At 68.8% G+C, this 23,422-nt stretch carries 25 protein-coding genes; 11 read left to right on the top strand and 14 right to left on the bottom strand.

The genetic code is table 11. The annotated features are described in order from the left end of the window. Positions 1–30 precede the first annotated feature (30 nt). The 5 genes from ACXJ3V_RS00385 (at position 31) to ACXJ3V_RS00365 (ending at position 4,505) form a co-directional block, all read left to right on the top strand. Positions 31–1,158, top strand: coding sequence for a class I SAM-dependent methyltransferase (locus tag ACXJ3V_RS00385; protein ID WP_457098278.1), 1,128 nt, complete (start codon positions 31–33; stop codon positions 1,156–1,158). 72 nt (positions 1,159–1,230) lie between these two features. Further along, positions 1,231–2,154, top strand: a complete 924-nt coding sequence (locus ACXJ3V_RS00380) for a 5'-3' exonuclease (protein WP_457098277.1) — start codon at positions 1,231–1,233, stop codon at positions 2,152–2,154. Positions 2,155–2,248: 94 nt separating this feature from the next. Further along, complete coding sequence (locus ACXJ3V_RS00375) at positions 2,249–3,415, top strand: sensor histidine kinase (protein WP_457098276.1); 1,167 nt, start codon at positions 2,249–2,251, stop codon at positions 3,413–3,415. Further along, complete coding sequence (locus ACXJ3V_RS00370) at positions 3,412–4,077, top strand: response regulator transcription factor (RefSeq protein ID WP_457098275.1); 666 nt, start codon at positions 3,412–3,414, stop codon at positions 4,075–4,077. Before ACXJ3V_RS00375 ends, ACXJ3V_RS00370 begins: the two co-directional genes overlap by 4 nt. A gap of 131 nt (positions 4,078–4,208) precedes the next feature. Then, positions 4,209–4,505, top strand: a complete 297-nt coding sequence (locus ACXJ3V_RS00365) for an SHOCT domain-containing protein (protein WP_457098274.1) — start codon at positions 4,209–4,211, stop codon at positions 4,503–4,505. A gap of 42 nt (positions 4,506–4,547) precedes the next feature. On the opposite strand, the gene ACXJ3V_RS00360 is transcribed toward ACXJ3V_RS00365, so the two are convergent. The 4 genes from ACXJ3V_RS00360 to trpD form a co-directional block, all read right to left on the bottom strand. Further along, the gene (locus tag ACXJ3V_RS00360) at positions 4,548–5,060 is read right to left on the bottom strand and encodes a ClbS/DfsB family four-helix bundle protein (protein ID WP_457098273.1); all 513 of its coding nucleotides are present in this window, start codon (positions 5,058–5,060) and stop codon (positions 4,548–4,550) included. Further along, positions 5,057–6,064, bottom strand: coding sequence for a PHP domain-containing protein (locus tag ACXJ3V_RS00355; RefSeq protein WP_457098272.1), 1,008 nt, complete (start codon positions 6,062–6,064; stop codon positions 5,057–5,059). The genes ACXJ3V_RS00360 and ACXJ3V_RS00355 overlap by 4 nt, the downstream gene beginning before the upstream one ends. Before the next feature lie 31 nt (positions 6,065–6,095). Further along, positions 6,096–6,590, bottom strand: coding sequence for an aromatic ring-opening dioxygenase LigA (locus tag ACXJ3V_RS00350; protein WP_457098271.1), 495 nt, complete (start codon positions 6,588–6,590; stop codon positions 6,096–6,098). 130 nt (positions 6,591–6,720) lie between these two features. Beyond that, positions 6,721–7,782 (bottom strand): anthranilate phosphoribosyltransferase, encoded by a 1,062-nt coding sequence (trpD, locus tag ACXJ3V_RS00345; RefSeq protein ID WP_457098270.1) that lies wholly within the window; start codon positions 7,780–7,782, stop codon positions 6,721–6,723. 132 nt (positions 7,783–7,914) lie between these two features. Here trpD and ctaE point away from each other — a divergent pair, with 132 nt between their 5' ends. From ctaE to ACXJ3V_RS00320, 5 genes are all read left to right on the top strand, one after another. Then, positions 7,915–8,559 carry an aa3-type cytochrome oxidase subunit III gene (gene ctaE / locus ACXJ3V_RS00340; protein ID WP_457098269.1) on the top strand — a complete coding sequence of 215 codons (645 nt, stop codon included), beginning with the start codon at positions 7,915–7,917 and terminating at the stop codon, positions 8,557–8,559. 19 nt (positions 8,560–8,578) lie between these two features. Then, on the top strand, positions 8,579–9,379 hold the full coding sequence (qcrC, locus tag ACXJ3V_RS00335; protein WP_457098268.1) for a cytochrome bc1 complex diheme cytochrome c subunit: 801 nt from the start codon (positions 8,579–8,581) through the stop codon (positions 9,377–9,379). 34 nt (positions 9,380–9,413) lie between these two features. After that, on the top strand, positions 9,414–10,493 hold the full coding sequence (gene qcrA, locus ACXJ3V_RS00330; RefSeq protein ID WP_457098267.1) for a cytochrome bc1 complex Rieske iron-sulfur subunit: 1,080 nt from the start codon (positions 9,414–9,416) through the stop codon (positions 10,491–10,493). Then, complete coding sequence (gene qcrB, locus ACXJ3V_RS00325) at positions 10,490–12,316, top strand: cytochrome bc1 complex cytochrome b subunit (RefSeq protein ID WP_457098266.1); 1,827 nt, start codon at positions 10,490–10,492, stop codon at positions 12,314–12,316. The genes qcrA and qcrB overlap by 4 nt, the downstream gene beginning before the upstream one ends. A gap of 159 nt (positions 12,317–12,475) precedes the next feature. Continuing rightward, entirely contained in the window at positions 12,476–12,895 is a 420-nt protein-coding gene (locus ACXJ3V_RS00320) for a rhodanese-like domain-containing protein (RefSeq protein WP_457098265.1), read from the top strand. Here the strand turns inward: ACXJ3V_RS00320 and ACXJ3V_RS00315 are convergent. The 6 genes from ACXJ3V_RS00315 to ACXJ3V_RS00290 all read right to left on the bottom strand — a co-directional run bounded on the left by ACXJ3V_RS00315 (position 12,892) and on the right by ACXJ3V_RS00290 (position 18,847). After that, entirely contained in the window at positions 12,892–13,686 is a 795-nt protein-coding gene (locus ACXJ3V_RS00315) for a PP2C family protein-serine/threonine phosphatase (RefSeq protein ID WP_457098264.1), read from the bottom strand. The genes ACXJ3V_RS00320 and ACXJ3V_RS00315 overlap by 4 nt on opposite strands. 13 nt (positions 13,687–13,699) lie before the next feature. Then, entirely contained in the window at positions 13,700–14,134 is a 435-nt protein-coding gene (locus tag ACXJ3V_RS00310; protein WP_457098263.1) for a cytochrome c oxidase subunit 4, read from the bottom strand. Next, positions 14,135–15,895 carry an aa3-type cytochrome oxidase subunit I gene (gene ctaD, locus ACXJ3V_RS00305; RefSeq protein WP_457098262.1) on the bottom strand — a complete coding sequence of 587 codons (1,761 nt, stop codon included), beginning with the start codon at positions 15,893–15,895 and terminating at the stop codon, positions 14,135–14,137. 2 nt (positions 15,896–15,897) lie between these two features. Further along, the gene (ctaC, locus tag ACXJ3V_RS00300; RefSeq protein WP_457098261.1) at positions 15,898–16,800 is read right to left on the bottom strand and encodes an aa3-type cytochrome oxidase subunit II; all 903 of its coding nucleotides are present in this window, start codon (positions 16,798–16,800) and stop codon (positions 15,898–15,900) included. Between the two features lie 188 nt (positions 16,801–16,988). Then, entirely contained in the window at positions 16,989–17,354 is a 366-nt protein-coding gene (gene erpA, locus ACXJ3V_RS00295) for an iron-sulfur cluster insertion protein ErpA (RefSeq protein WP_457098260.1), read from the bottom strand. A gap of 98 nt (positions 17,355–17,452) precedes the next feature. Continuing rightward, positions 17,453–18,847, bottom strand: coding sequence for a M20/M25/M40 family metallo-hydrolase (locus ACXJ3V_RS00290; protein ID WP_457098259.1), 1,395 nt, complete (start codon positions 18,845–18,847; stop codon positions 17,453–17,455). A gap of 46 nt (positions 18,848–18,893) precedes the next feature. Here ACXJ3V_RS00290 and ACXJ3V_RS00285 point away from each other — a divergent pair, with 46 nt between their 5' ends. Then, positions 18,894–19,472, top strand: a complete 579-nt coding sequence (locus ACXJ3V_RS00285; RefSeq protein WP_457098258.1) for a DUF3043 domain-containing protein — start codon at positions 18,894–18,896, stop codon at positions 19,470–19,472. Here the strand turns inward: ACXJ3V_RS00285 and ACXJ3V_RS00280 are convergent. From ACXJ3V_RS00280 to ACXJ3V_RS00265, 4 genes are read right to left on the bottom strand one after another with little or no spacing between them, the layout of a single operon-like run. After that, positions 19,469–20,503 carry a quinone-dependent dihydroorotate dehydrogenase gene (locus tag ACXJ3V_RS00280; protein ID WP_457098257.1) on the bottom strand — a complete coding sequence of 345 codons (1,035 nt, stop codon included), beginning with the start codon at positions 20,501–20,503 and terminating at the stop codon, positions 19,469–19,471. The two genes, ACXJ3V_RS00285 and ACXJ3V_RS00280, sit on opposite strands and share 4 nt — an antisense overlap. A gap of 59 nt (positions 20,504–20,562) precedes the next feature. Further along, positions 20,563–21,030: a transcriptional regulator NrdR gene (gene nrdR / locus ACXJ3V_RS00275; RefSeq protein ID WP_457098256.1), complete on the bottom strand. Its 468-nt coding sequence runs from the start codon at positions 21,028–21,030 to the stop codon at positions 20,563–20,565. Positions 21,031–21,042: 12 nt separating this feature from the next. Beyond that, positions 21,043–22,344 carry a histidinol dehydrogenase gene (gene hisD, locus ACXJ3V_RS00270; protein WP_457098255.1) on the bottom strand — a complete coding sequence of 434 codons (1,302 nt, stop codon included), beginning with the start codon at positions 22,342–22,344 and terminating at the stop codon, positions 21,043–21,045. Positions 22,345–22,384: 40 nt separating this feature from the next. Further along, the gene (locus ACXJ3V_RS00265; RefSeq protein ID WP_457098254.1) at positions 22,385–23,413 is read right to left on the bottom strand and encodes a hypothetical protein; all 1,029 of its coding nucleotides are present in this window, start codon (positions 23,411–23,413) and stop codon (positions 22,385–22,387) included. Positions 23,414–23,422: the final 9 nt, after the last annotated feature.

Genomic DNA, 23,422 nt, shown 5'->3' with positions numbered 1-23,422 from the left:
CCTCCGACTACCTGCCCGAAGGGAACGATGATGTCTACGACCGACGGCGAAAACGACTCCCGCGCGGTGGAGACCCTGCAGACGGCGGACGACCTGGCCATGCGGGTGCTGCAGTCCGCCGTCGGGGCGGCCGAGACGATGGCGATCTACCTCGGTGACCGGCTCGGCTGGTATCGCAGCCTCGCCGCGGACGGTCCCGCCACCGCGGGCGAGCTGGCCGCGCGCACGGGTACGAACGCACGGTATGCCCGCGAGTGGCTCGAGCAGCAGGCCGTGTCCGGGCTTCTGCTCGTCGACGGCTCCGACGACGCCGAGAGGCGCCGTTTCGAGATCACGGATGCCGCGGCCGAGGCTCTCACCGACGAGCGGAGCCTCGCGTACATCGCGCCGCTCGCCCGCATGTTCGGGGCCGTCGGGCCGCAGCTGCCCGCCCTGCTGGAGGCCTACCGCAGCGGAGGCGGAGTGAGCTGGCAGCAGCTGGGCGAAGACGCGCGCGCCGGCCAGGCCGACATGAACCGGCCGTGGTTCGACCAGCTCGCCCGCGTGTTCGCCGAGGTCGACCATCTGCACCGCGTCTTGAGCGCCCCGGACGCGCGCATCGCCGATGTCGGGATGGGCGCCGGCTGGTCTTCGATCGCGCTCGCCCAGGGCTACCCGAATCTCCGCGTCGAGGGCTTCGATGTCGACGAGCCGTCGGTGCAGCTCGCCCGCGCGAATGCGGAGTCCGCGGGGGTCGCCGATCGCGTGCAGTTCCATCTGGCCGGCGGGGACACCCTCGAGAAGGAGGGACCCTTCGACGCGGCCTTCGCCTTCGAGTGCATCCACGACATGCCGCAGCCGGTCGACGTGCTGCGCGCGATGCGCCGTGCGGTCTCGCCGGATGGCCTCGTGATCATCATGGACGAGGCGGTCGGCGATCGCTTCGCGGTGCCCGGGGCGGAGTTCGACGCCGTGATGTACGCCTTCAGCCTCTTCGTGTGCCTCCCTGATGGGATGTCGCATCAGCCGAGCGTCGCCACCGGTACGGTGATGCGCCCCGACACGCTGCGTTCCTACGCCCAGGCCGCCGGATTCGCAGACCTCAGTATCCTGCCGATCGAGGACTTCGGCTTCTGGCGCTTCTACGAGCTGCTCGGACGCCGCTCCGACGCCCCCTGAGGTCGGTCGACGGACGGATGCCGCGGCATCCGTCACCTCCGACGCGTCAGTCGCCCGTGCCAGGATGATCCCGTGACCGACCGCCTCATGCTCCTCGATTCGGCATCCCTCTACTTCCGCGCCTTCTACGGCGTGCCCGACACAGTGCGCGCGCCGGACGGCACGCCGGTGAATGCGGTCCGCGGGTTCCTCGACATCATCACGAAGCTCGTGACGCTGTATCGCCCGACGCATCTCGTCGCCTGCTGGGACGACGACTGGCGCCCGCAGTGGCGCGTCGAGCTGATCCCGACCTACAAGACGCACCGGGTGGCCGAGGTCATCGAGGTCGGCCCCGACATCGAGGTCGTGCCCGACCCCCTCGAGGTGCAGGTGCCGGTGATCCGCGAGGCGCTCGACACCCTCGGCATCCCGATCGTCGGCGCCGCCGAGCACGAGGCCGACGACGTGATCGGCACGCTCGCGACACGCGCGACGCTCCCCGTCGACATCATCACCGGTGATCGCGACCTCTTCCAGCTGGTCGACGACTCCCGTGACGTCCGGGTGATCTACACCGCTCGCGGCATGAGCAACCTCGAGATCGTGACCGACGCCGTCGTGGTCTCGAAGTACGGGGTGCTGCCGAGCCAGTACGCCGACTTCGCCACTCTCCGCGGCGACTCGTCGGACGGCCTTCCCGGTGTCGCGGGCATCGGCGAGAAGACCGCCGCGGGACTCCTGGCCACGCACGGCGACCTCGCCGGCATCCTCGCCGCGGCCGAGGCCGGCGAAGGGATGTCAGCCGGCATCCGCGCCAAGCTCCTGGCAGGGCTCCCCTACCTCGCCGTCGCTCCGACGGTCGTCGCCGTCGTGCGCGACCTCGACCTGACGGTCCCCGACACCCTGCTGCGCCCGCTCGATGAGTCCGCGAAGAAGGATGCCGCATCCCTCGCCGAGCGCTGGGCGCTGGGTGCGGCGATGACCCGGATCGTCGACATCCTCGACACCGTCTGACCCGCACGCCAACCCGGCGTACTCCCCCGGGAGTACACGCCTGCCGTCCCCGGATCGGACGAATCCCACTGCCGCGCGGCGTACGATCGACCGCATGCCGCGCGACACCTGGGATGCGTCCGGGCCCCGGTTCGGTCCGCCGCCCGCGGTGACGCTGTTCGTGCCGGTGGTCGTCGCCTTCGTCATCCAGGTCCCCGCGACCATCGCGGTCTCGCTCTGGCAGGACGTCCCCCCGCCTTGGGCGGGCCTGAGTGTGGCACTGGCGGCGGCATCCGCTCTCGCCCTCCTCGCCGCGCGGCGCTGGCCCGGTCCGACCGTGGCCGTCGTGGCCGCGCTCACGACGCTCGACCTGTTCGTCCCGCCGGACGCGGGGCCGGCGTTCATCGCCCTCGCGTTCGCGATCGTCGGCGGCATCGTCCGCGGCGCGCGAGTATGGGCGCTCCTCTCGGTCGGGCTGGCATGGCTCACCGCGGTCGTCGCGAGCGGCCTGATGGGGATGAGCTGGCATCCGTTCCGCGTCGCCATCACGACCCTGGCCCTCGCGATCTGCGTCGGCATCGGGGAGGGCATCCGCGCGCGGCTGGAGCACGGCCAGGCGCGGCGGGCTCAGCTCGCGGAGCGGCGCACCGCGAGCGAGCAGCAGGAGCGCACCCGCATCGCCCGGGAGCTTCACGACGTCCTCGCCCACTCGCTCAGCCAGATCGCGGTGCAGTCCGGCGTCGGCCTGCACCTGTTCGACAAGGAGCCGGAGCGCGCCCGCGAGGCCCTCGCGAACATCCGAGCACTCAGCGCCACCGGCCTCGACGAGGTCCGCGGCGTGCTGTCGTTCCTCCGCGGCGATGAGCCCGCGACCTCCACCGCCCCGCTGACCCCGCAGCCGCAGCTCGCGCAGCTTCCCGCCCTGGCCGTACAGCGCAGCGGGCTCGGACTCGAGATCGAGCTCGACGATCGCCTCGCCGGCGACCAGCCGCCGAGCGCGACGCAGGCGACCGCCTATCGCATCGTGCAGGAGGCCCTCACCAACGTGGTGCGCCACTCCGCGGCATCCCGCGCCACGATCGTCCTGGATCGGGATGCCGATCACCTCGTCGTGACCGTGCTCGACGACGGCAGCGGCATCGCCGCTGATTCGATCGAGCGCGGTGGCCTCCGCGGGATGCGAGAGCGCGCCGAGCTGGTGGATGGCGCCCTCACGGTCGCGCCGGCCGCGAGCGGTGGCACCGAGGTCATTGCGCGACTGCCCTGGAAGGCCACGGCATGATCCGGGTCGCGCTCGCCGATGATCACCAGCTCGTGCGCGCGGGCTTCCGTGCCCTGCTCGACTCCGAGCCCGACATCCAGGTCGTGGCCGAGGCTTCCGGTGGCGAGGCCCTGCTGCGTGCCATCCGCACAACCCCCGTCGATGTGGCCCTTCTCGACATCCGCATGCCCGATGGCGACGGGCTCTGGACGACGGAGCAGATCGCCGCCGACCCGGCACTGCACTCCGTCAAGGTCGTGATCGTCACGACGTTCGAGCTCGACGAGTACGTGGCGCGCGCGATCCGCGCCGGCGCGAGCGGGTTCCTCGTGAAGGACACCGAGCCGGTCGATCTCATCCGCGCGGTGCGGGTCGTCGCCGCGGGCGATGCGCTGCTCTCGCCGGGCATCACGCGTCGGCTGCTGGAGCGCGCCGCGGTGGGAATGAAGGATGCCGTCGCCCCGAGCGAACTCGCCGGTCTCACCGACCGCGAGGTCGAGGTGCTGCGGCTCGTCGCCCAGGGCCTCACGAACGACGAGATCGCCGGAGCGCTGTTCCTGTCCCCCCTCACCGCGAAGACGCACGTCTCGCGCATCATGCAGAAGCTGCACGCCCGGGATCGTGTGCAGCTGGTCGTCCTCGCTTACGAGTCCGGTCTCGCCACCCCCGGCTGGCAGCAGTAGCCGCACCGCCGCTACTCCCCCGGGAGCAGCCCGAGTGCGTCCCGCGGGCAGATTCGCCGGAGCCGGCTCCGGCGTTGACTCGAGGCATCCGATCGGCGACGGCTGTCGCTGATCCTGACGAGAGGATGACCATGTCCGCAGCACTCGCCACCGCAATGGTGGCCACCCACTTCGCCGGCCCCTGGGTATGGGGCCCCTGGTTCCTGCTGATCCCGCTGTTCTGGATCACCGTGTTCGTGGTGCTGTTCATCGTGTTCGGCCGGCGCTGGCGCCGCAACGCTGCGGAGAACGGCTACGGCCCGCACGGACGCCTCAACGCGGCCCGCCAGGCGGAGGTCACCCTCGCCGAGCGCTTCGCGAAGGGCGACATCGACGAGGTCGAGTACCGCGCCCGCCTCGAGGTGATCCGCGCCAACGCCGTGAGCTGACGGAGGGGGCGCCGGTCGACCACCGACCGGCGCCCGCCGCGTCTAGGGAGCCGTCACCTCGCCGATGCCCGCGAGAATCGCGCGGCGAGCCCAGGCGTAGTGGTTGCCGCCGCACTCGAGGCAGAGCTCGCCGAGCGCGGTCCCGCGGGTCCACGGGTAGGCGCCGCGGTCGAAGAGGTCCTCGTCGGAGTGGGCGAGCACCAGCCGGCGGAGCCCCTCGTGCGAGGACTCCAGGCGCCGCTCGAGTTCATCGAGCGACGCATCCGCCCAGCGGTCGCGCAGCGTGACGTTCAACGCGTCGAGCTGACGCCAGGTATAGCCGTCGGCCGGGAGGGCAGGCGACCCGCCGATCATGCCGTCCTCGTACCATCCCTCGAGCAGCAGGTGCCAGGCGTGCAGGTGGGCGAGCACGTCGCGCACGCTCCGGTCTCGTGCCTCGTTCGTGAACGCCGTGTCGAGGCGGCCTTCCTCCCGCAGCCGGTTCACCAGCTCCTTCAGCCGGCCGTACTCCTCGTCGCAGCCGCGTGCGAGATCGTCGCGCTGGTCGGTCGTCATCGGCTTCCCACCTTCCGTGTTGCGGTCCACTCCCTCAGTCGCTCGAGCGGCCAGGTCGTCACGATGCGCTCCGCCGGCACCCCGAGTCGTTCGGCGCGCTGCGCGCCGTAGTCGATCAGCGACAGCTGCCCCGGAGCATGCGCATCCGAGTCGATCGAGAAGAGGCATCCGGCGTCCAAGGCGATCGCCACGAGGTCGTCCGGCGGATCCTGGCGCTCCGGGCGGGAGTTGATCTCGACCGCGACGCCATGTGCCGCGCACGCGTCGAAGACCGCCTTCGCGTCGAGCGTCGATGCCGGCCGGGTTCCTCGGGAGCCTTCCACGAGCCGACCGGTGACGTGCCCGAGCACGTCGACCCGCGGGTCCGACACCGCGGCGACCAGCCTCCGGGTCATCGGCCCGCGCTCCATCCGCAGCTTCGAGTGCGCCGAGGCCACCACGATGTCGAGCCGGTCGAGCAGATCGGGCTCCTGGTCGAGCGCGCCGTCTTCGAGGATGTCGACCTCGATCCCCCACAGCAGCGTGAACGCTCCGCCGCTCTGCCCACGCACCAGCTCCTCCTGCGCGCGCAGACGTTCCGGCGACAGTCCGTTCGCAACCCGAAGACGGGGCGAGTGGTCGGTGAGCGCGAGGTATTCGTGACCGAGCGCGCGACCGGCCTCAGCCATCAGGTCGATCGACGTCAGTCCATCCGACCAGTCGCTGTGGCTGTGCAGGTCGCCCCGCAGCAGTCCGCGGAGGGTCGACTGCTGCTGCACACCGGCCCGTTCCCGCAGGTCGGCGAGGTACGTAGGCACTCGCCCGTCCAGCGCCTCCTGGATCACCGCGAACGTGGAGTCGCCGATCCCGGGACGCCGACGGAGGGATGCCGCATCCCGCAGCTGTTCGTCCGTCAACGCCGAGATCGCGTCCGCTGCGGTGCGGAAGGCCTTCGACTTGTATCTCGAAGACCGTTCTCGCTCCAGCAGGGACGCGATCTCGGTGAGCGCGTCGTACGGGTTCATTCCACCCGCCACGCGACGCTCGGCAACGGCTCTAGGCGGTGGTGACGTTCGAGCGCTTCACCACGACCGGCGTATTCGCCAGTCGCACGAACGCCCAGCCGAACAGGATCGAGAGCACGCCGATCGCCGCCGCGAACAGCGCGACGCCGTAGGCCACGACGGAGGTGAAGAGCGACGCGCGCAGGAAGGATGCCTGCATCACGGTCGCACGCACCGGGTCGTCCTGGTCGAGCTCGGCGTAGGTCTTACCGCCGGAGGCTTCCAGCGCGTGGTGGTTGATGATGTCTGCCTGCACGTAGGCGGTCAGCGGGCCGGTGACCTGCTGGCCCTGGAACGCGGCAGCGTCGTCCGGGACAGTGATGTTCTCCGCCGTCAGCTGGTTGGTGACGAGAATCCAGGCGACGATTCCCACGATGATCAGCAGTGCGCCCGCGACGATGCCGAGGATGCCCACCCACTTCACAGGTCCGAGGCTCTTGACGGGCGGTTCGATGGTGTCAGCGGTCGAGGGCGTTGCGTTGCTCATGGAAGTCCTCCTAGGTAGCGGTGCCGTGTGAGGGACACGCTAGCGTCGAGCCGCAGCGGCGCGAAAGGTACTCGCCGTGAATATTCATGGTGGGTCATATTCGGCCTTCAGGCCGGAAGACTGCTCGTCGTCAGTGCGCGAACGACTGCGTGGCGGCGATCCACTCATCGAGCTTGGCCGCCGCCGCCCCGGTGTCGACCGCCGCGGCGGCGTCGTCGCGGGCCTCGGCGAGCCGCTCCAGGATGGGTCGCTGCACCTGGGCGGCGTCCAGGAAGAGGCGGTACGAGACGAGGCCGGCGGCCGCGTTGAGCAGCACGATGTCCCGCACCGCTCCCGACTCGCCCGCGAGCACGCGGCGGACGATCGCCGCGTTGTGCGCGGGATCCCCGCCGAGCAGGTCGTCGATGTCGGCGAGTGGGATGCCGATATCGCGGGGGTCGAGATCGTGCTCGTGCACATCGCCTCGACTGACTTCCCACAGCCTGCTGTGGCCGGTCGTGGTCAGCTCGTCCAGCCCGTCGTCGCCGCGGAACACCAGTGCGGTCGCCCCGCGAGTCTGGAACACGCCGGTGATGAGCGGCACGCGGTCGAGCTGCGCGACGCCGACGGCGTTGGCTTCGGCGCGCGCGGGGTTGCAGAGGGGCCCCAGGAAGTTGAAGACCGTCGGCACGCCCAACTCGGCACGCGTCGGACCGGCATGACGGAAGCCCGGGTGGAACGCCGTCGCGAAGGCGAAGGTGATACCGGTCCGTGCGAGCGTCTCGGCGACGGCATCGGGGCTGAGCGTCAGGTCGATCCCGAGCGCGGCGAGCACGTCGCTCGAGCCGGAGGCCGAGCTGGCCGCCTTGTTGCCGTGCTTCACGACGGGAACCCCGGATGCCGCGGCCACCACTGCGGCCATCGTCGAGACGTTCACCGTCCCGAAGCGATCGCCTCCGGTGCCGACGATGTCCAGCACCGCCGCGTCCACCGGCAGCGCGAGCGCGGCCTCGAGGATCGCGTCTCGGAAGCCGACGATCTCGTCTACAGTCTCGCCTTTTGCGCGCAGCGCGACCAGGAAACCGGCCAGCTGCGAAGGCGTCGCCTCGCCCGCCATCACGCGCCGCATCGCCCAGGTCGACTCGGACACACTGAGATCCCGCCGCTCGAGCAGCGTCGTGAGGATTCCCGGCCAGGTGTAGAGGTCAGCCATAACCATGAAGCCTAGCCTCGGGACACGGCGGACTCGGAGCACACTCTGGGCGTTCTCTTAGGAGGGCCTAAGTTCGCGCGCAGGCAAATCCGTGCCTCCGGATGCGAAACTCGCGCGCCGAATTCAGCCATAATGGGGAACGTGACGACGACCCCAGCGACCTACTCCCAGGCGATGCGTTCGGTCAAACGGCCCGATCCGGTTGCCGTGGGCACGATCGTATGGCTCGGCAGCGAGGTGATGTTCTTCGCAGGCCTTTTCGCGATCTACTTCACGCTCCGCAGCACATCCCCGGAACTCTGGGCGGCTCGAACCGAACAGCTGAACGTCGGCTACGCCACGGTCAACACGATCATCCTCGTGCTGTCGTCCGTCACGTGCCAGATGGGGGTGTTCGCGGCCGAGCGCTTCCAGCCGTACCGCACCAAGAGCCTCTGGAACCCCCGCACCTGGGGCATGGTCGAGTGGTTCTACCTCACCTTCATCATGGGCGCGGTGTTCGTGTCCGGTCAGGTGTGGGAGTACGCCCAGCTGGTGACGGAAGGGATGCCGATCAGCTCGGATTCCTACGCATCGGCCTTCTACCTCACCACCGGCTTCCACGCCCTGCACGTCACCGGCGGGCTCATCGCCTTCCTCCTCGTGATCGGGCGCGCGTATGCCGTCAAGAACTTCGGGCGCAAGGAGATGACGACCTCCATCGTCGTGTCGTACTACTGGCACTTCGTGGACGTCGTCTGGATCGCCCTGTTCCTTGTCATCTACTTCCTGAAATAGAGCGGAGCTGTAGCCCCACATGGCACGAGAGACGAAGCGCCGCTCACACGGACGCCGCAGCCCCTGGGCAGCGGCAGCACTCATCGGCATCGGACTGCTCCTGACGGGCGGTGTGTACGCCGGAGCCTCCGCGGCAATGGCCGCCACCGAAGACACCAAGGCCCCCACCGCACTGACGGTCGAAGACGGCAAGAAGCTGTTCCAGGCGAACTGCGCCACCTGCCACGGACTCGACCTGCAGGGCACCCAGGCGGCGCCCTCGCTGTACGGCGTCGGCGAGCTGGCAGTCGAATTCCAGGTCTCCACCGGTCGCATGCCGCTGCAGGCGACCGGCCCGCAGGCTCCGGAGAAGCCGGTGCAGTTCACGCATGAGCAGATCCTCGCGATGGCTGCGTACGTGCAGTCCACCTCCCCCGGTCCGACCTATCCGTCCGACGAGACCATCGACGGTGGTGGCGACGTCGCACGAGGCGCCGAGCTGTTCCGCATCAACTGCGCGATGTGCCACAACGTGGCAGCCGCCGGCGGAGCGCTCACCGAGGGCAAGTACGCGCCGCCGCTCACCGAGACCAGCGCGCTGCACATGTACGCCGCCATGGTGACCGGACCGCAGAACATGCCCGTCTTCAACGACATGTACCTCTCCACCGAGGACAAGCGCGACATCATCTCGTCGCTGCTGTTCCAGCAGGAGGCAGTATCGCCTGGTGGCTTCGCGCTCGGTTCGCTGGGTCCGGTGTCGGAGGGTCTGTTCATCTGGATCTTCGGCATCGGCGCGCTGATCGGCATCACGGTGTGGATCACCGCGAAGTCCAACTGACCTGACACCGACGAGAACACGCAAGAGGAGCAGCATGGAACACGAGGACGACCCGCTCGAGCACGAGAGGGCTTCGTGGAAGCCTTCGCGGGGGCTCGCCGTGGTGATCCCCGATCCGGTGCACAACCCCGAGCTTCCGCCGCACCGTGCGCGGATGACCGACAAGGACCCGGCGGCGATGACGCGCGCCGTCCGGACGGTCTACACGCTGTTCTACCTCTCGGTGGCCGCAAGCATCTGGGCCATCGCCGCCTACTTCCTGTTCCCGATCGAAGACGGCGAGCTCGTCAGCGTCCGGTACAACAACCTCTTCATCGGCCTCGGCATCGGCCTGGCGCTCCTCGCACTCGGCCTCGGAGCGATCCACTGGTCGAAGGCGATCATGTCGGACAAGGAGTTCATCGAGCCTCGTCATGCGACCCGAGGTCGCGACGCGACGCGTGCGGCGTCGATCAAGGCCTTCGCCGATGCCAACGAGGAGTCCGGCTTCGGACGCCGCGCGATGGTCCGCAACTCGCTGATCGCGGCCCTCGTGGCCTCCATCGCACCGGGAGTCGTGCTGTTCCGCGGCCTCGCGCCGTTCAGCTCTGCGGAAGACCCCATCGCGGGCGACCCCGTCGCACAGCTGAGCCACACGATGTGGAAAGAGGGGACGCGTCTCGCGCGCGACCCCGAGGGCACGCCGATCCGCGTTGCAGACGTCACGCTCGGATCCGCCATGCACGTCATTCCAGAAGACCTCGCGGCTCTCGGACACAGCGAGGGGTACCTCGAGCAGAAGGCCAAGGCCATCGTCCTGCTCATGCGCCTCCTCCCCGAGGACCTGCAGGAGGCTGCAGATCGCAAGGACTGGTCGTACGACGGCATCGTCGCCTATTCGAAGGTGTGCACGCACGTCGGCTGCCCGGTCGCCCTGTACGAGCAGCAGACGCACCACCTGCTGTGCCCCTGCCATCAGTCGCAGTTCGACGTCACGGACGGCGCGAAGGTCATCTTCGGCCCCGCCGCCCGCCCCCTCCCCCAGCTCCCCATCACGGTGGATGCCGAGGGATACCTGGTCGCCCGCAGCGACTTCACCGAACCCGTCGGCCCGAGTTTCTGGGAGCGCCATTGAGTACCGCAACCGCCACCTCCCGGTTCCAGGCGGAGACGAAGGAGAAGCCGCTCGGCGGCCGCTTCGTCGGCGCCGCATCGAACTACATCGATGAGCGCACGAGCCTGTCCGGCTTCGTCAAGGAGCTCGGCCGCAAGATCTTCCCCGACCACTGGTCGTTCATGCTCGGTGAGATCGCGCTGTGGAGCTTCGTCGCTGTGCTCCTCTCCGGCACGTTCCTGACGTTCTTCTTCCAGGCATCGATGGTGCCGACCCACTACGAGGGCGCCTACCTTCCGATGCGCGGCGTGGAGATGTCCGCGGCGCTCGACTCGACGCTCCGACTGTCGTTCGACATCCGCGGCGGATTGCTCGTTCGCCAGATCCACCACTGGGCCGCTCTTGTGTTCGTCGCCGGCATCGGCGTGCACATGCTCCGGGTGTTCTTCACGGGCGCCTTCCGCAAGCCGCGCGAGCTCAACTGGGTGATCGGATTCATCCTGTTCATCCTCGCTATGGGCGAGGGCTTCACGGGCTACTCGCTGCCCGACGACCTGCTCTCCGGCAACGGCCTGCGGATCATCGACGGCATGGTCAAGGGCATCCCGCTCATCGGCACCTGGACCTCGTTCCTGCTGTTCGGCGGGGAGTTCCCGGGCGACCAGATCGTCGGCCGGCTCTACACGCTGCACATCCTGCTGCTGCCCGCGATCCTCGTCGGCCTGCTGCTGCTGCACCTGATGCTCATGGTCATCAACAAGCACACGCAGTTCGCCGGCCCGGCCCGCACGAACAGCAACGTGGTCGGCTACCCGATGATGCCGGTCTACATGTCCAAGATGGGCGGCTTCTTCTTCATCACGTTCGGCGTGATCGTGCTGATCGCCTCGCTCTTCCAGATCAACCCGATCTGGGTCTACGGACCGTACGACCCTTCCCCCGTCTCGGCGGGCACGCAGCCGGACTGGTACATCGGCTTCGCGGATGGCGCGCTGCGTCTGGTGCCGCCAGGGCTCGAGTTCGTGTTCCTCGATCACACGTGGTCGTTCAACATCCTCATTCCGCTCACCGTCATCGGCATCTTCATCGTCCTCGTCCTGCTCTACCCCTTCATCGAGGCGTGGGTCACGGGAGACAAGCGCGAGCACCACATCGCCGAGCGTCCGCGCAACGCCGCCACCCGCACCGCCATCGGCGCCGCCGGTGTCACGTTCTACGCGGTGCTGTGGGCCGCGGCAGCCTCCGACATCATCGCCACGCACTTCTGGCTGACGATGGAAGGCGTGATCCACACCCTGCAGGCGCTGCTGATCGTCGGCCCGGTGATCGCGTACTTCGTGGCGAAGCGCCTGGCGATCGCGCTCCAGAAGAAGGACCGCGAGATCCTGCTGCACGGCTACGAGTCCGGTCGCATCGTCCGCCTCCCAGGTGGGGAGTACATCGAGGTGCACCAGCCCGTCGAGGAGTACGACCGCTTCAAGCTCGTCGACATCGGCGGCTACGAGCCGCTGGTCGTCCGGCCGAACGCGAAGGGTCGCATTCCGTGGCACGAGAACCTGCGCGCCGCGATCTCGCGCTGGTTCTTCGAAGACCGGCTCACCCCGGTCAGCCAGGCTGAGTTCGACGGATCGCTGTCGCACCAGCACCACGAGCTCGATCACATAGCGGCGGAGGAAGACCTTGAGATCCAGGGTGCGCACGAGCGCGCTGGGGTCCCGGACGCTCCGCACGTGCCGATCGACGACGGTCACAACAGCGAGGTCCCGGTTCGGCCTTCGAACATCATCGTCCCGGACGATGGCGAGAAGAAGCCGCGCAACCGCGAGAAAGAACCCGGCCAGTAGGCCAGCACACGATCGGATGCCTCGCATCTGAGCCCGCGAGGACTCAGCTGCGGGGCATCCGCCGTTGTGCCCGGCGACTCCGGATTACGGCAGGAATCCACCTCCCACTGTCTGCCGGCCGATGGTGTGCCGCGATCAGCACACCGTACGGTTGAGTGCATGACCGATGCTCTCGAGTACTTCTCCGCCAAGCTCCGCCACGAGACCGACGCGTCCGATGTGTACGCCGCCCAGAAGGCCGGCGAGCAGTTCGTGCTCGTCGATGTGCGGGGCGACGAGGCGTGGGCCCAGGGACGCGTCGCCGGCGCGATCCACATGCCGTACCGCGACATCGCCGCACGCGCCCCCATCGAGCTCGACGCCGGACTCCCGGTGGTCGTGTACTGCTGGAGCCCGGGCTGCAACGCCGGCGCGAAGGGCGCCCTCGAGTTCGCAAAGCTCGGCTACTCGGTCAAGGAGATGATCGGGGGCTACGAGTACTGGGTGCGCGAGGGTCAGCCGACCGAGAACGACGAGGGGGCACTCCCCCGAGTGTTCGACGCCCAGGTGATGGTGGTGCGGCAGACCCAGTCGGCCTAGGCGGACTCGAGGCCCTCTGCGAATCGCTCCGCCGCCGATCCCGCGAAGGCCGTCTCAGCGGCGCTCAGGCGCGCTCTCGTGGCGACCACGACGTCGCACACCACCGCACTGACGTTGTCACGCGAGCCCGCCTGCAGCGCGAGGTCGACGAGCGCCCGCGCGGCCTCACCGACGTCGCCACCGCCCAGCACGACCGCGATCTCCGGCTCCGGCACGTAGTCCGTCAGGCCGTCGCTGCACAGCAGCCACCGATCGCCCTCGCGGCCCTCACGTTCGAGGATGGTGACAGCATCGTCGTCACCACCGCGGAGCGACGCGGTGATCAGATTGCGATGAGGGTGGGATGCCGCATCCGCCGCCCGCACGATCCCGCTGTCGACGAGGAGCTGCACGAATGAATCGTCGCGCGTCTGACGCGTGAGCACGCCGCCCTGCAGCAGGTAGGCGCGCGAGTCACCCGCGTGCGCGAGAATGAGCCCGCCCGCGGTCGAGCTGAACAGCCCGGTGAAGGTCGTAGCCATGCCCTCGAGCGTTCTGTCCCGCTCCACGTGGGCCCGCAGGTCCCAGTTGGCGATGCGCAGGCGCGTGGCGAGCATGTCCGGGTCGAGCGAGCCGGACAGTCCGGCGGCGAGACGATGGACGTATGCGGCCGACGCGAGATCTCCGGCCGGTCCCCCGCCTACCCCGTCGGCGACACCCGCGCCCCACGAAGCGGTGAACGCGGCATCCTGGTTCACGGCGCGGTACTCGCCGCGTTCCGAGACGGCCGCGGCCCGCAGTGCGAGCGTCACCGAAGGCCGACGATCAGCGTGCGAAGTGACCGCGGTAGTACTCGAAGACCCAGCCGACGATCGCCACGAGGAACACGGCGATGCCGATCGGCATGATCCAGGTTCCGACGGCGAGGCCGATCATGGCGAGCGCTGCCGAGAAGGCAAGGACGATGGGCCACCACGACCAGGGGCTGAATTCGCCGAGCTCCGGGTCGCCGTCGTCGATATCGGCCGTCAGAGTGTCTTCCGGCAGATCGCCACCCTGAGCCTTGTGCACGCGCCCGATGTAGAACGCGATCAGCGCCGACATCAGCGACGTGAAGAACAGGGCGACGGTGCCGACCCACTCGATCCCGTGGTACCACTCGAGGTCGGGATGGGCGATGATGCTCCAGATGGTGTAGATCGTCCCCATCAGGAAGAAGAACCCGACCAGCAGCCACCAGAGGCCGACGTTGGTGCGCACTTACTTCACCTCTCCATGAGCCTCGTCGACGACCGGGGCGTCGGGAGCATCCTTCGCTGACCCGACTCCGACGGGAATTCCCGCCTCCGGGTGATTGAGATCGAACGCCGGGCGCTCGCTGCGGATGCGCGGGATCGACGTGAAGTTGTGGCGGGGCGGCGGGCAGCTGGTCGCCCATTCCAGCGAAGAGCCGTAGCCCCACGGGTCGTTGACTGTCACCAGCGGCGCCTTGCGCGCGGTGATCCAGACGTTGAAGAGGAACGGGATCATCGATGCGCCGAGGATGATCGCACCGACCGTCGACACCTGGTTCTGCAGCGTCCAGCCGTCGGCTTCCGAGTAGTCCGCGTAGCGACGCGCCATGCCGTCAACGCCCAGCCAGTGCTGGATGAGGAACGTCATGTGGAAGCCGATGAACAGCAGCCAGAAGTGCACCACACCGAGCCGCTCGTTGAGCATGCGTCCGGTCCACTTCGGCCACCAGAAGTAGAAGCCCGCGAACATCGCGAACACGACGGTGCCGAAGACCACGTAGTGGAAGTGCGCCACGATGAAGTAGGAGTCCGAGAGGTGGAAGTCGAGCGGCGGCGAAGCGAGGATGACGCCGGTCAGGCCACCGAAGACGAACGAGACCAGGAACCCGAGCGCGAAGATCATCGGCGTCTCGAAGGTCACCGACCCTCGCCACATCGTGCCTATCCAGTTGAAGATCTTCACCCCGGTGGGCACCGCGATCAGCATCGTCATCAGGGCGAAGAACGGTAACAGCACCGCGCCGGTGACGTACATGTGGTGCGCCCACACCGCCACGGACAGCGCGGCGATCGCGATCGTCGCGTAGACGAGGGTCTTGTACCCGAAGATCGGCTTGCGGCTGAAGACGGGGATGACCTCGGAGATGATGCCGAAGAACGGCAGCGCGATGATGTACACCTCAGGGTGCCCGAAGAACCAGAACAGGTGCTGCCAGAGCAGCACGCCGCCGTTCGCCGGGTCGTAGATGTGGGCGCCCAGGATGCGGTCGGCCGCAGCGGCGAGGATCGCGGCCGCGAGCACCGGGAACGCCATCAGGATCAGGATGCTGGTGACGAGCGTGTTCCACGTGAAGATCGGCATCCGCCACATGGTCATGCCGGGAGCGCGCAGCGTGATGATCGTCGTGATGAAGTTCACGGCCCCGAGGATCGTGCCGAAACCGCTCATGCCGAGACCGAGCATCCACAGGTTGCCGCCTGGTCCGGGCGAGAAGCTCGCGCCGGCCAGGGGCTGGTACGCGAACCAGCCGAAGGCTGCAGCGCCCTCGGGAGTGAGGAAGCCGGCGACCGCGATGGTCGACCCGAAGAGGAACAGCCAGAACGCGAAGGCGTTCAGACGCGGGAAGGCGACGTCGGGTGCGCCGATCTGAAGGGGCATGAGCGCGTTGGCGAAGCCGGCGAACAGCGGCGTCGCGAACATCAGCAGCATGATCGTGCCGTGCATCGTGAACAGCTGGTTGTACTGATCCTTCGTGGGGACGATCTGCAGCCCCGGCTCGAACAGCTCAGCGCGGATGATGAGGGCCATCACACCGCCGAGCATGAAGAACAGCACCGAGGCGATCAGGTACATGTAGCCGATCGTCTTGTGGTCAGTCGAGGTGATCCACTTGACGATGATGTTGCCCTTCTGCTCGACGCGCGTGGCGCTGAGCAGTGCGGCTTGGCGAGGTGGGAGGGTCGTCGGGCGGCCCTGGTTCTCCTGAAGCGGAAGCGTCGTCGCCATGATCACTCGTCTCCCTCAGTGCCCTCGGTGGTCTCCCCCGTGCCGGGGAGATTGCCGAGGCGGTCGTATGCGTCGGTGATGTCACCGGTCTGGTCCTTCGCGCGCAGCGAAGCGAGATAGTCCTCGTACTCGGACTCGCTCACGACCTTGACGTTGAAGAGCATCGCCGAGTGGTACTCGCCGCACAGCTCGGCGCACTTGCCGGCATAGGTGCCTTCGCGCGTCGGCGTGAACGACCAGTAGTTGTCGCGGCCGATGTACATGTCCTTCTTGTAGAGGAAGTCGATGATCCAGAACGAGTGGATGACATCCCGCGACTCGAGCTTGATCTTCACGGTCTTGTCGACCGGGAGATACAGCGTGGGGAGCTTCGCCTGGTCGATGTCGCCGTTGGGCGCCGGCTCGGCCTGCACACCCATCGTCCACACCGCGTCCGAGCCGTCTTCCTCATCGCCGTTGTACTGGAAGTCCCACGCCCACTGCTTGCCGATCGCGACGATCGACACGTCCGGGTTCTCGGTCTGGGTCTCGAGGATCGCCTGGTCGCGCGCGGTGAAGGCGAAGAAGCCGACCACGAGGATGAACGGCACGATCGTGTAGAAGATCTCGATCGGCATGTTGTAGCGCAGCTGCACCGGAAGGCCGGTCTGCCCGCGGCGCCGGCGATAGACGATCGCCGCCCAGCCCATCAGGCCCCAGGTGATGACTCCGACGACGAGGAGGACGATCCACGAGTTGACCCAGAGACCGGACACCATCTCGGTGTGGTTCGTCGTGGGCGCCTTGTTCTCCTCGAAGCCCGGGAGGAACCCGTTCAACTGGGTCGGAGTGCATCCCGACAGGGCGATCGCAGCAGCGATCCCAGCGGGGACGAGCGCCCAGCGGAGACGACGTTTCGAGGGCACGGTGCACCTTTCGGGTCGCGAGTGTGACTGCCGCAAGTCTAGGGCAACCTCACACCGGATTCAGGCCAACCATCCAGCCCGATTCTGCCTCCGAGGTCGGTTTCAGCCCGCTTTCCCGCGCTTTCCGGGCACGCAGCAGCGCCCCGCACCGCACGAGGCGGGCGAGGCGCTGGACGTCGCGAAGTGCGTCAGTGGAAGCTGTCGCCGCAGGCGCAGCTGCCGGCGGCGTTGGGGTTGTCGATCGTGAACCCCTGCTCCGAGATCGTGTCCTTGAAGTCGATGCTGGCGCCGTCGAGGTACGGCACGCTCATGTCGTCGATGATGACCTCGACACCGTCGAAGTCCACCGTCTTGTCACCGTCGAGATAGCGCTCGTCGAAGTAGAGCTGGTAGATCAGGCCGCTGCATCCACCCGGCTGCACGGCGACGCGCAGACGCAGGTCGTCGCGCCCCTCCTGGCCGAGGAGGTTCTTCACCTTCGCCGCGGCGGCGTCAGTGAGCAGCACCCCGTGGGCGCGGGTGGTCTGGTCGGTCGACAGGGCGGTGTCGGTCATGGCTCTCCTCGCGGTCCGGGCTGCATCGATGGCAGCGGATGCCTCGATTCTACGCGCCCGGATGTGGAACGGGCTCTGCAGCCCGGTGGGTCGAACGCTCAGAGGGTGCGGGCGTCGAGCTTCTCGAGCAGCAGCGCCTCCGCGAGAACCGCGTTTCGGAAGGTCGCGAGGTGCAGCGACTCGTTCGGGCTGTGCGCCCGGGCATGTGGATCCTCGACCCCGGTGACCAGGATCTGGGCGCCGGGGAACTCGCGCACCAGGTCGGCGATGAACGGAATCGATCCGCCCACGCCGATGTCCACGGACTCGACGCCGTAGCCCTCGTGCAGGGCGTCGCGCGCCTCCGCGACGGCCCAGCCGCTTGTGTCTACGAGGAACGGGTTGCCGTAGTCCTGATCGGTGAAGGTGAGCTGAGCGCCGAACGGCGCATGCGCGCGCAGGTGCGCCTCGATCGCCGCGTAGGCGTCCTTCGCCTCCTGTCCAGGCGCCACCCGCGCGCTGATCACGACGGTGACCTCCGGGCTGAGGGTGTTGGAGGCGTTGGCGACGCTCGGAGCATCGATCCCGGTCACGGTGATGCTCGGCTTGTTCCAGATGCGGCTGAGGATGGTGCCCGATCCGATCGGGCTGACCTCCACGGGCAGCCCGGCCTCGTCGCGCAGTGTCTCTTCGCTGTAGGGCGGGGTCTCGGCATCCCGCTCCGTGAGTCCTTCGACGGCCACCGCGCCGGTTTCGTCCCAGAGCGTGGCGAGCAGCTTGACGGTGGCCATCATCGCGTCGGGCACCGCTCCCCCGAACATGCCCGAGTGCGAGGCGTGCTCGAGCGTGCGGACGCGCAGCGTGAAGCGGGTGTTGCCGCGCAGCGAGACCGTCAAGGCGGGGGTCTTGTCGTCCCAGTTGCCGGAGTCGGCGACGACGATCACATCGGCGCGCAGGTCGGCGGCGTTGTCGGAGAGGAACTGCGCGAACGAGCGCGACCCGGCCTCCTCCTCGCCTTCGAAGAACAGCACGACGCCGAGGTCGAAGTCCGGTCCGACCGCTTCGGTCAGTGCACGGAGCGCGGCGACGTGCGCCATGACCCCGGCCTTGTCGTCGGCGGCACCGCGGCCGTACAAGCGGCCGCCGCGGATCGTCGGCTCGAAGGGGGGCGACTCCCAGAGCGCCTCGTCGCCGACCGGCTGCACGTCATGGTGGGCGTAGAGCAGGATCGTCGGCCGGCCGTTGCGGGCCGCCCGGGTGGCGAGGACGGCGGGCATTCCCGTCTCGGAGGTGTCCGGGATGGCAGCACGACGGATGTCGACCGTCTCGAAGAGGCCGGTGCTGCGCACGAGTTCGGCCACAGCCTCGGCGCTGCGCTCCACAGCGGCGGGTTCGAACCCGGGGAACGCGATCGAAGGAATGCGCACGAGTGCGCCCAGATCGGCGAGGGCGGACGGGATGCCGGATGCCGCGGCGGCACGCACAGCATCCTGACGGGTGGGGTCGGAGGTCATGCGGGTAATCTTAAGTCCACCCCTACTGCTTGATCGAGGATCTCCCGTGGCCAAAACACCTGCCGCTCCGGCACCGAAAGACGTTCCGACCGACGCGTCGGTCGACTTCACCTCCGGAAAGGGTCACGCGACCCCTTCGCGCGCCGAGCAGGAGGCGGCCCGCAAGCGACCGCTCGTCCCCGACACCAAGGAGGCGAAGGCGCGCGCAAAGGCAGACCTCGCCGCGCAGCGCGACAAGGCGCGGGTCGGCATGGCGGCCGGCGACGAGCGCTACCTCACTGCCCGAGACAAGGGCCCGCAGCGTAGGTTCGCCCGTGACTACGTGGACTCGGGCTTCCACCTCGGCGAGGCTGTCATGCCGGCGATGGTGGTCGTGATCCTGGCGACGTTCATCCCGCTCTCCGCGGTGCAGTACTACTCGTTCCTGGGCCTGTGGATGTTCATCTTCCTCGTCGTGGGCGACATGGTCTGGACGTCGTTCCGGGTCAAGAAAGCGGCGCGCGCGAAGTTCGGCGACAAGACCGAGAAGGGCCTCGGCTGGTACGCGGCCATGCGGTCGATCCAGATGCGGTTCCTGCGCCTCCCCAAGCCGCAGGTCGCGCGGCGCTGGCGGAAGACCGCCTAGGCCCTGCTCGCCCGACGGACGAGTCCGCGGTTGATCTGGCGTGCCCAGAGCGGCCCGCGGTACAGGAACGCCGTGTAGCCCTGCACCAGGGTGGCACCGGCGTCGATGCGCTCACGCACGTCTGCTGCGGTCTCCACTCCGCCGGCGGAGATCACGCAGAACTCCGTCGGGACGACCGATCGCACGATCCGGAGCACCTCGATCGCGCGCGCCTTGAGGGGAGCGCCAGACAGACCGCCGTCCCCCGCCGCCGCGATGACCGATGGCTGGGTCGACAGTCCGTCGCGCGAGATTGTCGTGTTGGTCGCGATGAGGCCGGCCAGGCCGGATTCGACCGCCAGCGACGCGATCGCGCGGATCTCGTCGTCCGGGAGGTCGGGGGCGATCTTCACGAGGAGCGGCGTCCGGCCCGCGGCATCCCGAACCGCCTCCAGCAGCGGACGGAGCGTCTCGATCGCCTGCAGGCCGCGGAGGCCAGGAGTGTTCGGCGATGACACGTTGACCACGAGGTAGTCGGCGAGCGGGGCGAGCAGCCGAGCGCTCACCACGTAGTCGTCGACGGCGTCGGCGACGTCGACCACGCGGCTCTTGCCGATGTTCACTCCGATCACGGCGCGCTTCGCGTGGCGACGGAGCTTGCGCAGCCGCTCGGCGGCTGCCGCGGCACCACCGTTGTTGAACCCCATCCGGTTGACGACCGCACGGTCGGGGATGAGGCGGAACAGCCGCGGGCGGGGGTTGCCCTCCTGCGCGATCGCGGTCAGCGTGCCCACCTCGATGTGCCCGAATCCCAGTGCGTAGAGGCCCCTGGTCGCCTTCACGTCCTTGTCGAAGCCCGCGGCGACGCCGAACGGCGAATCGAAATCGAGGCCCAGCGCGGACGTGCGCAGCTCCGGGTCTGGTGCGGCCAGGGCCCGCGCGGCCCAGGAGAACGGCGGAACGCCGAGCAGCCGGATCACGATCATCGCGGCGTGATGGGCCGTCTCGGGGTCCATGCGGGACAGGATGGTGCGAAAGAGGAAGGGATACATCCCCTCCAGGCTATCCAGGCCCAGCGGTGTCGCCGGCGCATCCCGGCGCGAATCCACCCTTACGGCAGTTCGGCGGTGGCGGAATGGTCCAGGCGCAGCTGCGCGATCGCGCTCTCGAAGTCCTCGAGCGAGTCGAATGCCTGATAGACGCTCGCGAAGCGCAGATAGGCGACCTCGTCGAGCTCGCGCAGCGGACCGAGGATCGCCAGCCCGATCTCGTTCGTGTCGACCTGAGACGCACCCGTCTGCCGGACGACCTCTTCGACCCGCTGGGCGAGCACGGCCAGATCACCGTCCGTGACCGGGCGGCCCTGACACGCCTTGCGCACGCCCGAGATGACCTTCTCGCGACTGAACGGCTCGATCACGCCGCTGCGCTTGATGACGTTCAGGCTCGCGGTCTCGATCGTCGAGAAGCGACCGCCGCACTCGGGACACTGCCGCCGGCGACGGATGCTGAGCCCATCGTCGCTCGTCCGGGAGTCGATGACACGCGAATCGGGGTGGCGACAGAACGGGCAGTACATGGCACCGACAGACTACGCCTCGAAGCGCGCCTCGACCGCTTCGCCGTGCGCGGGCAGCTGTTCGGCCCCCGCCAGCGTGACGATCGCGTCGCGGACGCTGCCGAGCGCCGCCCGGTCGTATTCGATGACCTGCTGGGGCCGCAGGAACGTCGCAGCCGAGAGTCCGGGCGAGTAGCGCGCCTGACCGCCGGTCGGGAGCACATGGTTGCTGCCCGCCAGGTAGTCGCCGAGACTGACCGGCGAGTCCGGACCGACGAACACGGCGCCGGCGTGGACGAAGTCCTCGGGGCGGGGATCCGTCACCTGCAGTTCGAGGTGCTCGGGCGCGTACGCGTTGCTGAACGCCGTCGCCGCGGCCAGGTCATCGACGAGGACGATCGCCGACTGTGGGCCCGCCAGGGCGATGGCCACACGCTCCGCGTGCCGCGTGCGCGGCGCCCGGACCGCGACTTCGCGGGCGACGGCCTCGGCGAGCTCCTCCGAGTCGGTGACGAGCACCGCCGCGGCCTGCTCGTCGTGCTCGGCCTGGCTGATCAGATCGGCGGCGACCAGGCGCGCGTCCGCTGCGGCGTCAGCGACGATGAGGATCTCGGTGGCGCCGGCCTCGGCATCCGTCCCCACCACACCCGCCACGACGCGCTTGGCGGCCGCGACGAAGTTGTTGCCGGGTCCGCTGACGACATCCACCCGTTCGAGACCGATACCGGGAACCCCGTACGCGAAGGCGCCGATCGCTCCGGCCCCGCCCATGGCGTACACCTCGGCAACGCCGAGGAGCCGCGCCGCGGCCAGGATCACGGGGTGCACGCGGCCGTTGTGCTCACGCTGCGGCGGCGAGGCGAGCGCCACTTCGACGACACCCGCGACCTGCGCGGGCACGACGTTCATGATGACGCTCGACGGGTACACCGCCTTGCCGCCCGGGACATACACGCCGACCCGGCGCACCGGCTGCCACCGCTGCCAGACGCGCGCGCCCGGACCGAGTTCGGTCAGCGCGGGCGCGGGCACCTGGGCGGCGGAAGCCGCGCGCACGCGGTGAATGGCCTCTTCGAGGGCCGCCCGCACGGCCGGGTCCAGCCCGGCGAGCGCTTCGTCAAGATGCGCCGCGGGCACGCGGAGGTCGTGTCCGACGGCTCCATCGAAGCGCTCGGCCTGGTCGCGCAGCGCCGTCTCGCCCTCCCGGGCGACGTCGGCGACGAGGCGAGCCGCGGTGGTCAGCGCTTCCTCGCGGGCGGCGGCGGCGCGCGGAACGGTCGCCAGCAGTTCGGCCGCCGAAAGCGCGCGGCCGCGCAGATCAATGGTGCGGAGCATCCGATTACGTTATCGCGAGCCGGAGTGCCCGGCCCGCGAATCAGCCCCGAGTGACGCCGGCCAGATCGTGGAGGTAGCCGACCCGGCCATCCTCGTCGCGGATGACGAAGCTCTCGCCGCGATCCTCGATCGCCAGTGCCCACGCGCTCGGACCGATGCGGAAGATCGGAATGCCGTTCTCGTCGACGACGTCGCGGTCCTCGGGAGCCAGCGCCCAGAACGCCTGCTGACGCACCGGCTCGGGCGCGGGGGCCGGCTCGTACGACCTGCGCGTCTGCGGCGCCCATTCGGCGTCGACTGCGGTCACCGCCGTCTCGGCTGCGGCAGCGGCCACCGGCGCACCGGCGTACTCCCCCGCGTAGTCGGCCTCCGGCTGAACGGGCGCCTCATCCGCGCGGTCCTCGACCGGTTCGGGCGCCGGCTCCTCGGCCGCCACTCGGGGCGCGGGCGCAGGGCGCGGCGCGATCGGACGAAGCGGACGGGCGTGCGTGTGAGCTGTGACTTCGGGGCGGTGGCGGAAGTCTTCGCACAGCACCGGGATGAACCGGGCGCCGACCGTCAGGACGACGCCGGCCAACATGAGCACGAACTCGACCCACATCACCCAGGAGCGGATCCAGGGTCCGCCGTCGATCGCGAAGGCGATCGTCTCCCACATGTATGTGAGCCACGTGACCGCGGAAACCGAGAAGGCCACCGAGGCGAACTGATCGATTCCGAGCGATCCGACGCGGCGGATCCCGTCGGGCGAGAGGCGGCGCAGGACCACGAGGAAGACGGCGGCCGTCGGAACGGCGATCGTGAGGATCCAGGTGAGTCCCGCCGTCCAGACCGATTCGAAATGCAGCGGGCTCACCGAGAAGAACGAGACGATGAACGCGACGAGCCACACCCCGGTCAGTGCCACCTCGCGGATGGAGAAGGGACCGACGCCGTACTGCGGCGGCGTCTGCGCGGCCACGTCGACCGACTGCTCTTCGGGAGCTTCGAGGTCCGTCTCGGCGACGCTCGCGGGCTCGGTCCCAGGCTCGGCCTCAGTCACATTCTCGTCCAGCTGTTCGTCTGTCACGATGTTCCC

Source organism: Microbacterium sp. P5_E9, from assembly GCF_054049175.1.
The sequence above is the reverse complement of the archived record's forward strand: the minus strand, read 5'-3'. Positions and strand labels throughout refer to the sequence as shown.